We start from the raw sequence: 13,354 nt of genomic DNA, 5'->3' as shown, positions 1-13,354 counted from the left end.
CCGTGTATTTTCTCTGTTGGGGTTTTGCAAGTGGAAATTAGTTGTCTATCTTGATGTGACATCAAACTACATAAGTCTTCACTATGGAAAGTGAAGACTCAGACCGAGATTTAACATCACGTATATGCTACAGTTCATATAAATAGCGAATTGAGTTTAAATCAAAAAAATGATGATTATAGAAAATATCAAAAAAGATGCCTCCAAAGAAAGGGGACATCTTATAAATTAGGTGTAGAATAAAAGCATTGTTCCAATTGAAATAGGCACCTTAGAGGGAGTTCAATCAAACGTTTGATTGAACTCCTGAGATTGGTAAATGGCTTGAAAATAGGAAATTTAATTTTAATCTATAGAAAATAAATCTTAATTATACTCCAATCACTGCATTCGTGAATTGTCCTCTCGCTTTTACAGATTCCTCGTAAATATCTTTGTTACTAATCACGGTAATCCCGGCCGCTTTGGCGTGCTCAATAGTGTTGTCTGCATTCGTAAAATGTTCCACCCAAAGGATTTTACCCTGTTTGTTTATGATTTGTTCGATAGTTGAATTTGGTAAGTTACCATCAGCAGTCCATACTGCATCAACTTCGAGCGGGATGTCCTCTAATGTTTGATTACTCGTGTTTTCCCCAAAAGGAATAATCTGGTATCCTGATGTTGCTAATTTTCGGATCGCATGATTTGTTTGCCCTGAAATTGCAATTGCTTTCTTGCGAATGCCTGTCTCATCTCTATTAAAAGGAGAGGAAAGCAACCATTTAATTGCGTCTTCTTCTGTTGCTTTTAAGGATGGAGCTTCTCCAACAGCAATAGCAATTGCCTGATCCAAATCAGCTAGCGTGTCTTTCGTTGACTCGAGTCCGATTGATAATCGAACTAATTCTTCGGTTACACCACTTTTCTTCAAGTCCTCTCCACTCAATTGCTGATGAGTAGTAGATGCAGGGTGAATAATTAAGGATTTTGCATCGCCAACATTGGCTACATGGGACCATAGTTTTACATTGTCGATTAATTTTCTGCCGGCGTCTCGGCCGCCCTTAATACCGAATGTAATGATTGATCCAAAACCACTTGTAAAGTATTTCTTGGCAAGTCCATGTGATGGGTGATTTTCTAAGCCAGGGAAATTAACCCATTCAACCGCTGGGTGATTTTTCAAGTAATTTGCAACCTCTATTGCATTTTCACTATGTCTTTCAATTCGTAAATGCAATGTCTCCAAGCCTTGAAGTAATAAGAATGCGTTTTGTGGACTCAAGGACGCACCAATATCGCGAAGAAGCTGTACACGTAATTTTGTTGCAAAAGCAGCTGCGCCGACATCAACATAACGAAGCCCATTATAGCTTGGATCAGGCTCGGTGAAATCAGGGAAACGTCCGCTATCCCAATTAAAGCGTCCCCCATCAACTACTACTCCACCAATCGTTGTCCCATGTCCACCAATCCATTTCGTAGCGGAATGAACAACAATATCAGCTCCCCAAGCGATTGGCTTTGCAATATAAGGTGCAAATGTATTATCGATAATTAACGGAATCCCATTTTCATGTGCAATTTCTGCTACTGCTTCAACATCAAATACGTAAAGACTAGGATTTGTAATTATCTCACCAAAAAATGCTTTCGTCTTATCAGTTATTGCTGATCGAAAAGCTTCTGGATCTGTTCCATCAACGAATTTTACTGTAATACCATAACGGGGCAGCGTGGTAGCGAAAAGATTATACGTTCCACCATATAAATTGCTATCTGCAATTATTTCGTCGCCTGTTCCAGCTATATTTAAAATTGCTAGAGTAATAGCTGCCATTCCGGATGAAGTCGCTACAGCACCAACACCATCTTCAAGCAAAGCAACACGTTGTTCGAAGGCGTCAACTGTCGGATTCATAATTCGCGAATAAATATTTCCACTTTCCGCCAAACCAAAGAGATTTTGTGCGTGTTCAGTGTCACGGAATACATAGGAAGTAGTTTGATAGATTGGTACTGCACGTGCTCCTGTAGCGGAATCGGGAGACTGACCACCATGAAGTAAAATTGTTTCTGGGTTTTGCAAATGAAATTGAGACATAAATAATTCCTCCTTTTTATTTTAAAAAATAGCATCTGGAGGAAGAGGGGAAATAAAAAAACCCTCTTCCTAAGAAGAGGGCGTATGCGCAAACCGGTCCTCCTCTTATCTACCAGATCACGTGAGATCTGTAGGATTTGGCACCGTAATAAATTAGAAAATCTAACTTAAAGGTTGCCGGGCTTCAAAGGGCCTATTCCCTCCACCACTCTTGATAAGAGATTCAATTATCTAAATTATAAATTAGTATAAACGTGTTTCCTGCTAATGTCAATTATATTATACAATAGATTCAAATTATCGATTACGAATTGGTCGCTGGTAAGCCGATAACATGTAAATGATTAACGCCGACCAAATAAATAGAAAAGCCACTAAATGCGCACTTGTAAATGTTTCGTTAAATAAAAATACGCCTAAAATTAACATGATCGTTGGACTGAAGTATTGCAAAAATCCAATCATCGAAAGGGGGATATGTTTTGCTCCAATTGCAAATAGTAATAATGGAATAGCAGTTACGATTCCGCCGCCCATTAAGGTTATATTTGTTAATACAGATGGATTCGTAAAGCTGAAGACATCTTCCGGTAATAGGAATAAATAGATTAAAGCAATCGGTGTAACAATCATCGTTTCAATCGTTAAACTGAACATTGCACTTACCTTAACCATCTTTTTCAGAAGACCGTAAAATGCAAATGAAAATGCTAGAAGCAATGATATCCATGGAAATACGCCGAAACTAAAGGTTAAATACAAAACGCCAAATGCTGCAAGAACAAATGATAATATCTGTCTCCTTGTCAGTTTTTCCTTCATGACGATTACACCTAATAAAATGCTTATTAATGGATTAATGTAATAACCAAGGCTTGCTTGGATGACATGATTACTGTTTACCGCCCAAATAAATGTTAACCAGTTGATACTAATTAGAATAGAGGCGAACGTAATACCGATTAATTGCTTCCGTTCATGAAGCATTTGCTTACATACTTCTATAAAGCTTGACCAATTCCCAGTCAGCATGACGAGAATAAGCATGAAGACAAAGGACCAAATTATCCGATGTGCCAAAATCTCCCCTGCAGGGACATAATCGACGGCCTTCCAGTATATTGGCAAAAATCCCCAAAGGATATATGCACTGATTGTATAAAATATGCCTAGTTTCAATGGTTCAGCGTTCATATTGCACTTCCTCACTTATAGTAAGTTCATTTTAGAGCGATTTCGGAAATTAGGCAAAGAAAAGAATTCTATTCTTAGTTTAATCTAATATGCTTTAATAACAATTACATTAAAACTTCATTGCCTGGATGATTGGCATAGGTAGGAAGGGCTGTTAAAAATTAACGTAAAAGGGTAGTTCTGTGCTATATTTGTAATAGAATTATTATGTATAGTCTCTATAAGTAGAGGGGGTTTCACGATGGGGATACTTACCTATTTATTAGGATCAATTATATTATTAAACATTGCGCTAGGTATTTCTATTGTATTTTTAGAACGAAAAGATGCAACTTCTACTTGGGCATGGTTAATGGTTCTTATGTTCATCCCTATTTTAGGTTTTATACTCTATTTGATTTTTGGAAAGCCAATAAGTGGAAGCCGCATTTTCACATGGGATAAGAAAACGAGGATTGAGGTAAAGACAACGGTACAATCCCAGCTTCGAGCGTTGGAAGAGAAACGTTTTGAATTTATAGATGAGGAAATTAATCATTTCTCTGATTTGGTTTACTTACATCTTCGCAATGATGATGCTATTTTCACACAAGATAATCAAGTGAATATTTACACAGATGGCAATGAAAAATTCAATGCGTTAATACAGGACATGCAGAAGGCGAAGGATCATATTCATCTGTTGTACTATACAATCAGGCATGATGAGCTAGGGCAACGAATCGCGGATGTGTTAATTAAGAAAGTAAATGAAGGTGTTCAAGTCCGCCTGCTATACGATGATTTAGGCTCAAGGTCGATAAAACGGAGTTTTGTAAAACGGCTAAGGCATGCTGGAGTGCAGGTCGAGGCCTTCTTCCCATCAAAGATTGCCAAGATTAATTTTAAAATTAATTACCGAAATCATCGTAAATTAGCAATTATCGATGGAAGAATAGGCTATATCGGTGGTTTTAATATTGGTGATGAGTATCTAGGAAAATATAAGAAGTTCGGTTACTGGCGTGATACGCATTTGCGCGTAATTGGACACGCGGTGCAGAATATGCAAGCGAGGTTTGTTTTAGATTGGAACCAAGCATCAAGAGATGATATATTTCCTGAAGAGCGTTTTTATGCTGCTGATTCTGCTGGTGATGTTGGTCTCCAAATTGTATCAAGTGGTCCTGATACGGAATGGGAACAAATTAAGATTGGCTATATCAAAATGATTCTGTCAGCAAAAAAGTATATCTACATTCAAACACCATATTTTATCCCTGATGAAAGTCTCCGGGATGCATTAAGAATTGCAGCATTATCAGGTGTAGAGGTAAAGATTATGATTCCGAATAAACCTGATCACCCATTTGTTTATTGGGCAACATTATCTAATTGTGGGGATCTATTGGATGCCGGTGCAGAAGTGTATATTTACCAAAATGGATTCCTCCACGCGAAGACCATCGTGGTAGACGGTAAGATTTCATCTGTAGGTACAGCAAATATTGATGTACGCAGCTTCCGTCTAAACTTTGAAGTAAATGCATTTATCTACGATGAAGAAACAACGATTCGGTTGGTTGATGCATTCCATGATGATATTAAGTTATCAACCCAAATGACGAAGAAGTTATACCAAAAACGTTCGATTGGCATTCGTTTCAAAGAATCGGTCTCAAGATTAATATCACCAGTTCTTTGAGGGATGATAATTAGCAGTTGATTTAAAGGGCGACGTAAGAGTAATGTTGATTGCAGTTGGCGTACAGTCGCTTTCCGTGAGCAACGCAGTCTTCTTCCTGTGGGAAAAGTCATTCCAATGAATCCTCGGCCGTGACTATTCCCACAGGACAAGGAAGGCTCCGACAGCGTTACATCTCCGTTAGAAAATTGATCTTTAATTTCGAGTAGTCTCCTATCCTCCGCTAAAATCCAGGGAGATAAGGGTGGCCAAATGCGATTATTTATAATAGAGGGATAGAATATTATATACTCGCACAAACCCAGCCTAGGAAATACACGGAGACTCCTGCGGGAGGAAAGGCCTCAGGACGAGACACCGAAGTGCGGTAGCACAAGGGGCTCACCAGCCGCCCTAAGGTGCGCGGAGTGTATTTCCGGAGCGATAAGCCCGTGAGCAATCTTCACTCAAGTTACGTCTTAGTTTATCTAAATATTTAATATTTAAAAAGAAATTATAATTGAGGAGAAATGTTATGTTACAGGCGAAATCTTGTTCAGATTCATTAGCAGTAAAAACAACACAGGTTTTTCCACCAGACACAAATATTCATGGAACATTATTCGGGGGAAGATTACTAGCACATATTGACGATGTCGCATCAATTGCAGCAATTAAGCATGCAAGACAACCTGTTGTTACAGCATCAACGGATTCGGTCGATTTTCTAGCACCTGTAAAGGTTGGGCATTCGATTACGATTGAAGCTTTTGTTACTTGGACCCATCGAACATCAATGGAGGTATTCGCAAAAGTAATTACAGAAAACCTATTAACCGAGGAAAAGAGGGTTTGTAATACGGCATTCCTGACATTTGTTGCAATAGACGAAACTGGAAGACCAGTTCCTGTTCCTACAGTTTATCCAGAAACAGAACTAGAAAAAAAACTCTTTGAAAGTGGTTCCATTCGAGCCCAGCAACGAAAAGATAGGAAAACCAGATCAAAAGAACTTGCGAATGAATTGGGGGCAGGTTTTTTGTGGGAAAAGGATAAGTAGATTGTGGAAATCTTGCACATTATTATATGGAAGTAGTAAAGTACGTTTGCAAGCTTAACTTTCTTATGGATAGTAATTTTGTCCAACAAAAAAGGGCTGCATTGAAAGCAGTCCTTAACGTTTATTATGCCTCATTCTCTGCGACTTCCTCTGGTGTAACGTGCTGATCTGCCCACAATTGAATTTCCTTGATTACTGGCTCGAGTTCCCTGCCTTTTTCCGATAAAGAATACTCAATCCGAACTGGAAACTCAGAATAGATATTCCGCTCAACGATTCCTTCTTTTTCTAGCATTTTTAAGCGATCGGACAGTAATCTTCCGCTTATTGGCAAGTCTGCTTCCATTTCAGAAAAGCGTTTTGTACCATTTAACAAATCAAACAGTATTAGTCCAACCCAGCGCGTACTAAGCAGTCCCATCGCTTTTTCAAATCGCGGACATAAGTTGAATTCCTTCATCATAATCACCTCACTCTACTTAAAATTGTATTCGTCTATATAATAGATGTCCCATAATATTAATTACAAATAGTAACTTAATATCATTTTAACATAAAGTTCATTTTACGTAAATAATCCTGCTGTTTGGTCCGCGATGAATGCAGAATAAATATTTGGTAATTTCTTCACAGTTGTGACAGAATAAAGCTATGTAAATTTTCATTTGGAGGTATTAAGATGATAGAGGAACAATTACTTGAGAAATATGCAAGATTAGCATTGCAAACAGGTGTTAATTTGCAAAAAGGGCAGCCATTGATGATTAATGCAACAATTGAGGGTGCTGATTTTGCCAAAATCGTTGTACGTAAAGCGTATGAATTAGGTGCAAGTGACGTTCATATAAATTGGGCAGATGACGAGCTAACATTACTGAAATATGAAAATGCCCCAGATGAGGTAATTGCTGATTATCCTGACTGGAAGGTTGCGTTACATGATACATATGCTGAAGCAGGAGCAGCAGTGCTAAGCATTCGCTCTACGAATCCAGATTTATTGCAAAACATTGATCCAGCTCGCGTTGCCAAAGCAAATAAAGCAAGCGCAGAAAAAATGAAAAATTTCCGCTCTTATACGATGAATGATCGGATCCCTTGGTCAATTATTTCGATTCCTTCAGGTGATTGGGCACAGAAAATTTTCCCTGATAAAACTCGTGAAGATGCTATAGCAAGTTTATGGGATGCTATACTAAAAATTGTTCGTGTTGATCAAAAGGATCCAATCGCTGCATGGGATGCGCATAATGCAACATTGAAAACTGCACGTGAAGTATTAAATGACCGAAACTACAAAAAGCTAGTGTTCAAATCACCAGGTACTGATTTGGAAATCGAGCTTCCAGAAGGGCATATTTGGAAGGGTGGTTCTGCAAAAGCAGAAACTGGTGTCATGTTTAATCCAAATATGCCAACAGAAGAAGTATTTACAATGCCACATAAATATCATGTGAATGGAACGGTTGCAAGTACAAAGCCATTAAATTATGGCGGCAGCATCATTGATAATTTCAGTCTTACCTTTAAGGATGGAAAAGTGATTGACTTTAAAGCGGAACAAGGAGAGGAAGTATTAAGTCATCTATTAGATGCTGATGAAGGCGCACGTCGAATTGGTGAAATTGCACTTGTACCAGATGAATCTCCAGTATCGCAATCCGGGTTAATTTTCTATAATACGTTATTTGATGAAAATGCGTCCTGCCACATTGCCTTAGGAAAAGCATACCCAACAAATCTAGAAGGTGGAGCAGCAATGACCGCAGAAGAACTAGACAAGCATGGGGTTAATGATAGCTTAATCCATGTAGACTTCATGATTGGTTCCGATCAATTGGATATTGATGGGGTGAAACAGGATGGAACAACAGAAGCCGTTTTCCGAAGCGGAACTTGGGCGTTAAATGTGAAGGGGTAAGTGGTAGAAGTCTCTTAGCTCGGAATTTATTGCCAACTAAAAAGGCAGTAATCCGTGGCAGAATAATGACCGAAGAACAAAGAAGTTATCATTAAAGATAAATTCTTTGTTCTTATTCGCTATTTTGTAAAGCATTCAACAGCAATATCTTGCGAAAGACAAATAGGATTATAAATAATTAAATTTTCTGATTTATAATTTACAAATAATATTAAAAAATATATGATTAAGAAAGCTTAACTATTAAGGAAGGTAAGGAAATTGTTGGCTAATAAGAACTTCATACATCAGATCAATTATTTACTTAATAAGCTTAATATCCAACTAGTAAGAAATATGAAAAAAGGATTAATCAAGAAAGTGGATGAAGAAATCTAAATAGATGTTTTTGGTCAGTTGCCCTTAGAGGATTGGAGCAGTTAGCAAAGATTTTTAACAAAATGAATGCGATTGCAAAGGAGAAGAGGCAATGATTATAGTAGAAAAAGGCAAGTATATCTGGTTATTATTACTTGGTCTAATCTTAGGCAGCAATATTGTATTATACAATACAAATCTAGGAAATATCATTTTACCAACAGATAATGCTGTAGTTATTTTTGGATCATTATTAGATCTAATCCTATTCGTGCCTGTTTTTTTCATGCTGTATAGAAAGAAATTTTCTATTAAACTAGCAATTGCATTAGTGGCGGCAGGTTGCATTTTAGCAAGAGTTATCATTCCCTCTAGTTTACTGTTGCCTTTTGAAACGATCATTTGGGCTGGAATATCGATTGAAGCGGCCATCATCTTCTATGAAATTGTTCTGATTATCGCGTTTGTTCGCTATATGCCAATAATAATAAATGAGGCGAAAGGGAGTCCTTTACCTGTTATCTTTTCATTTCAGCAGGCAGTGGACCGCTATGTTAAGAACAATCCGGTCATTCATGTGATTTGTTCAGAGGCCTTAATATTTTATTATGCATTTTTTAGCTGGAAGAAGAAACCAGCTTCGGGAGTAACCCTTTATAAAAATACAAGCTACATAGCGGTTCAAGGGATGTTACTTCATGCATTGGTTATAGAGACTTTTGCTGTCCATTGGTGGCTTCATAACATATCGATTATCCTTTCAGTAATTCTGTTAATTATGAATATCTACACGTTCATTTTAATAATCGGAAATATTCAAGCCCTTCGTTTGAACCCAATCCACACAGATAACCAAGCAATGTATATTTCTATGGGGTTACTCAAACGTATGAAAATAGAATTTGATAATATTGAAAATATAGTAGAAGACTCGGATATATTAGAGAGGAAATTAGCCAAAGATACTATTGATTTTCTGGTTAGTGATCTTGAAAAAGTTTATCCTAACTTTATATTACATATGAAAAAGCCAGTGAAAGTGACCTATTTAATGGGTATAAAGAAAGTTTACTCAAAAATAGCCATTCGTTCTGATAGTCCTGCTGAATTGAAACAAACCATTCTGGAAGGAATACGAAGAAATAGATAAATTGAGGGAATGTATTAGAGACAACTTTTAAGATTCAACATTGGAACTGAAAGACATAGAAACTATCGAATTTGAAAACATCTCAGGCTCCTATCCAGGAACAGATAAATATGCTTTAAGAAATGTAAGCTTGACATTAACTAAAGGGGATACATTAGCCATTGTAGCGTAGAAAGTCCAGCATCTAATTAACAGGAGGTTACTATGTTAAGCTTTCCATTTATCAATAGAAAGTATAACGATTATACCAATTGGGTCAAAGATCAGTCTTATGGAATCAATGATTTGGCAACAAGTAATTTGGGAGATTTCTCATTCTTAGAAGAAGTGATTAGTGAAAAAAGAATCGTTTGGTTAGGCGAAAATGGACATGGAATTAGAGAGCATAACCTGCTTAAAAATAAAGTCATTCACTATCTCTATCATAAAATGGAATTTAAATTGATAGCATTCGAAAGCGGGTTGACGGAATGTTATACCTCTAACTATGTTAAAGATGAACTTTCAGTGGATCAATTATTGGACAAATCCATTTTTTCATTGTGGAAAACAGAAGAAACATATCCATTATTTGAGTTAATAAAAGATAACAGGGAGTTGAATCTTATAGGTTTTGATTTTCAGCCCTCCACGAAACAGAGTTTGTTGACGAGCTTTTTGGATAAGATAAATATTGATTTCCCGCTGGAATTCAAAAGCAGTATACAAAATATGGAAGAAAAAACAGCCAATTGGTATGACCGTATGGGCAAATATAAAGCAAGAAGAAAAAGAGTGCCCAAAGATATTTTACAAGAATATAAATTATTTCAAAAAGAGCAAAATGAGCAGATAGATCGATTACACCTTATACTGAATGATATTAAAAAGGATTTTTTTAATAAAGCTTTGGACGTGCCCTATAAATTCATTAAGAAAGTATTGGACAATAAACGCCATTTTTTAAATCACTTTACTGATAACGAAAGAGATTACTCCAAATTCCGAGATCAAGTAATGGCAGCTAACTTAGAATGGATTTGTAATGAATTATATCCCGATGAAAAGATAATCATTTGGGCTCACAATGCTCATATTTATAAAAATTACCAAACAATTACGAAGTACAGACCAATGGGGTCATTAATAAGCAAAGCGTTGATGGATGACTCCTATTACATTGGACTTTTTATGTATGAAGGAGAGGCTGCTTTGATTAATCGAACAGTCTATAAAATTGGCAAACCTCCGAAAAAGAGTTTAGAGGATTATATGAATCATACCGATTCATCGATTTCGTTTCTGGATTTCTCAAATGTCGTATCACAACCATTCAATAAGTGGATATTTGAAAAAACGCTAATATTGGAGCATGGAACGATGCAAAAATTGATAACACCAGCAGAGCAATTTGATGGGATTTTTTTTGTGAAGGAGGTTTCGCCACCTCATTATATCTAGTATTTCTAAGAATGGATGAAAATGGCTCTAAACCTACCCACAATCACAATAAAAAATCCGCCATAAGGCCACTTACACTCCTTAAGGCGGATTCCCTGTTCTTTACATCAACCCGTTCTTCACTAAAACAGCTTTTATTTTCGTATAATCATAGCCCTCAGGTAATGCTTCCCTCAGTGGCTTTAGCTGAGGCTCTTCAATTTGCTCGCGTGCTGCTAGTACTGCAGCTTCTTCTTCATCATTAAAAAAGATTCCCCATGCAATTGGATGACCATCTTGAAATGCTTTGAAAATATGGTTTTCAACTGTCTGCTTTTTCATTTCACGAATCGTAGCTATGTCTTTGATTTGTTTACCAGATTGGAACATTTGATACGAAATAATATGGCTCGGGCGATCATCATCAGCCGTTTTGGACTTTGTTCTCGGAGCAGAAGAGTCTCCAGTAATTCGGATTTTTTGTTTTATATTCGGGTTCTCTTCACGCCAATTTTGAATGATCGTAAGGAATTCTTCACCATATTGCTCATATTTCTTTTCGCCAATACCTTTGATTTCCAGCATGTCTTCTTTTGTAACAGGGAAATATCGACTCAATTCCTTTAAGGTGACATCGGAGAATAATACATATGGTGGAACACCTTTATCATCGGCAATTTGTTTTCTTAATGTGCGCAATTGATAGAATAAATCTTCTTGATAGTCTGCTTCATCACTTGTTGGAATGGTAAGAGTAAACATTTCAACTGGACGCATCCCCTTGAGCACGTCAACAGAGTTTTGGTTCAATTTTAATGTTGGATACTTTCCCTCTTCAGTTGCAAGCAATCGTTCGGCAATAAGGAAGTGGATTCGCTCTGTTAGCTCTTTTTCTGTATAAGCGGACATAATTCCATAGGTCTTGATCTGGTCTAATCGGAATTCTTTTAGTTTTTTATCCCGAGAACCTTTTAATACTTTTGCTGTCATCCCAACACCGAAACGTTCGCCCATTCGTTTGACACAGGATAGTATCATTTGTGCTTCCTCTGTGATGTCCTCTTTTTCCTTAAGTTCCACACAGTTACTGCAGCGACCGCAAGTCATTTTCGTGACATTGTCATCAAAGTATTCCAAAATAAAGGATGATAAACAACTATGTGTATGACAATAATTAATCATTTCCTGTAGTTTATGGTACTCATTTTGCTTAGCAGCATCATCCATCAAGGATTGCTCAATTAAGAATTTCTGCAGCTGTACGTCCTGCTGAGAAAAAAGTAATATACAATCACTATGCTCTCCGTCTCTTCCTGCTCTGCCAGCCTCTTGATAGTAGGACTCGATATTCATTGGCATGGCATAGTGAATGACAAACCTTACATTGGATTTATCGATTCCCATCCCAAAAGCATTCGTCGCAATCATGATTGAGCTTTCATCGTGGATAAACGCTGCCTGGGATTGCTTACGCTCGTTTTCTGACATACCCGCGTGATATTTGGCGACGTTTATCCCTCTTCTAGTGAGTTGTTCATGTAATGTGTCTGCCTGCTTACGGGTCGCTGTGTAAATGATGCCAGACTCATTTGGATGTTCCTGAAGAAAGGACCGAATATAGCTTGTCTTATCTTTCCCTTTAACGATGTGGAAGGATAGATTATCACGTTCGAATCCTGTATTCACAACATGTTCAATGTGCAATAATTCCTTAATATCGTTAATTACTTCCTCTGTAGCCGTCGCTGTAAGAGCAACGAACACAGGAATATTATTCAGCTTCTTCAAATTAGGTACAATTGAACGATAGCTTGGTCTGAAGTCATGTCCCCATTGAGAAATACAGTGTGCTTCATCAAAAGCAACAAGCGAAATTCGAATTTTTCTTACTAAGTTTACAAAAGATCCTGATTCAAATCGTTCGGGTGCAACATAGACAAATTTATAACGACCAGAAGCAATATCACGTAATCGTGTTTGCTGTTCACCTGCTGTAAGGGAGCTATTAATATAAGTAGCGGCAATACCATAGGAGTTTAGTGCATCGACTTGATCTTTCATCAATGAGATTAATGGGGAAATAATAATTGCAGTTCCGTCCATTGATAAGCCAGGAATTTGGTAGCATAAAGATTTACCTCCCCCAGTTGGCATGACAGCAAGTGTGTTTTTCAACTGTAATATATGTTCAATTGTAGCTTCCTGTCCAGGACGAAATGTTTCATAACCAAAATAGGTTTGTAGAATTTTTTCTTCTTTTACTAACATCACTTCTGTTCCTCCTTTTCTTATTTTATCCTACCATATTTATAATTGGAAAGGTTAATTTGAATTGAAATATATATAGGTTGCCTTGCTATATAACGATGCAAATGAAAAAAGGAAAAACTATTAGAAATTTGAATAAGGATATGTTATAGTTATTTTATAATAAAATACGGTTTGATTTGGTGGAGTCTGTCAACAAGGGATAATTATGTCCTTTGTAGACAGACTCTTTTTTG

The 13,354-nt window shown here is 37.0% G+C and carries 9 protein-coding genes and 1 riboswitch; of the genes, 5 read left to right on the top strand and 4 right to left on the bottom strand.

Annotated features, from left to right (window positions below):
- Positions 1 to 370: 370 nt before the first annotated feature.
- Positions 371 to 2,086, bottom strand: coding sequence for a PLP-dependent aspartate aminotransferase family protein (locus CUC15_RS17950; protein ID WP_114917987.1), 1,716 nt, complete (start codon positions 2,084 to 2,086; stop codon positions 371 to 373).
- A 102-nt stretch (positions 2,087 to 2,188) separates the two neighbouring features.
- Positions 2,189 to 2,307: riboswitch (SAM riboswitch) on the bottom strand.
- A gap of 76 nt (positions 2,308 to 2,383) precedes the next feature.
- Complete coding sequence (gene rarD, locus CUC15_RS17945; RefSeq protein WP_114917986.1) at positions 2,384 to 3,280, bottom strand: EamA family transporter RarD; 897 nt, start codon at positions 3,278 to 3,280, stop codon at positions 2,384 to 2,386.
- Between the two features lie 241 nt (positions 3,281 to 3,521).
- Between rarD and cls the strand changes: the two genes are divergently transcribed.
- Both cls and CUC15_RS17935 read left to right on the top strand, forming a co-directional pair.
- A complete protein-coding gene (gene cls, locus CUC15_RS17940; RefSeq protein ID WP_114917985.1) occupies positions 3,522 to 4,964 on the top strand; it encodes a cardiolipin synthase in 1,443 nt (480 codons plus the stop codon).
- Between the two features lie 514 nt (positions 4,965 to 5,478).
- On the top strand, positions 5,479 to 6,003 hold the full coding sequence (locus CUC15_RS17935; RefSeq protein WP_114917984.1) for an acyl-CoA thioesterase: 525 nt from the start codon (positions 5,479 to 5,481) through the stop codon (positions 6,001 to 6,003).
- A 124-nt stretch (positions 6,004 to 6,127) separates the two neighbouring features.
- Here the strand turns inward: CUC15_RS17935 and CUC15_RS17930 are convergent, their stop codons facing one another.
- Complete coding sequence (locus CUC15_RS17930) at positions 6,128 to 6,463, bottom strand: winged helix-turn-helix transcriptional regulator (protein WP_114917983.1); 336 nt, start codon at positions 6,461 to 6,463, stop codon at positions 6,128 to 6,130.
- A 219-nt stretch (positions 6,464 to 6,682) separates the two neighbouring features.
- On the opposite strand from CUC15_RS17930, the gene CUC15_RS17925 reads away from it, so the two are divergent.
- The 3 genes from CUC15_RS17925 (at position 6,683) to CUC15_RS17915 (ending at position 10,871) form a co-directional block, all read left to right on the top strand.
- The gene (locus CUC15_RS17925) at positions 6,683 to 7,924 is read left to right on the top strand and encodes an aminopeptidase (RefSeq protein WP_114917982.1); all 1,242 of its coding nucleotides are present in this window, start codon (positions 6,683 to 6,685) and stop codon (positions 7,922 to 7,924) included.
- A 469-nt stretch (positions 7,925 to 8,393) separates the two neighbouring features.
- Positions 8,394 to 9,431: a beta-carotene 15,15'-monooxygenase gene (locus CUC15_RS17920; RefSeq protein ID WP_114917981.1), complete on the top strand. Its 1,038-nt coding sequence runs from the start codon at positions 8,394 to 8,396 to the stop codon at positions 9,429 to 9,431.
- A gap of 204 nt (positions 9,432 to 9,635) precedes the next feature.
- Entirely contained in the window at positions 9,636 to 10,871 is a 1,236-nt protein-coding gene (locus CUC15_RS17915; protein ID WP_114917980.1) for an erythromycin esterase family protein, read from the top strand.
- A gap of 102 nt (positions 10,872 to 10,973) precedes the next feature.
- On the opposite strand, the gene recQ is transcribed toward CUC15_RS17915, so the two are convergent.
- On the bottom strand, positions 10,974 to 13,118 hold the full coding sequence (recQ, locus tag CUC15_RS17910; protein WP_114917979.1) for a DNA helicase RecQ: 2,145 nt from the start codon (positions 13,116 to 13,118) through the stop codon (positions 10,974 to 10,976).
- Between the last annotated feature and the right edge of the window lie 236 nt (positions 13,119 to 13,354).

It is taken from the genome of Oceanobacillus zhaokaii (assembly GCF_003352005.1).
GTDB lineage: Bacteria > Bacillota > Bacilli > Bacillales > Amphibacillaceae > Oceanobacillus > Oceanobacillus zhaokaii.
The sequence above is the reverse complement of the archived record's forward strand: the minus strand, read 5'-3'. Positions and strand labels throughout refer to the sequence as shown.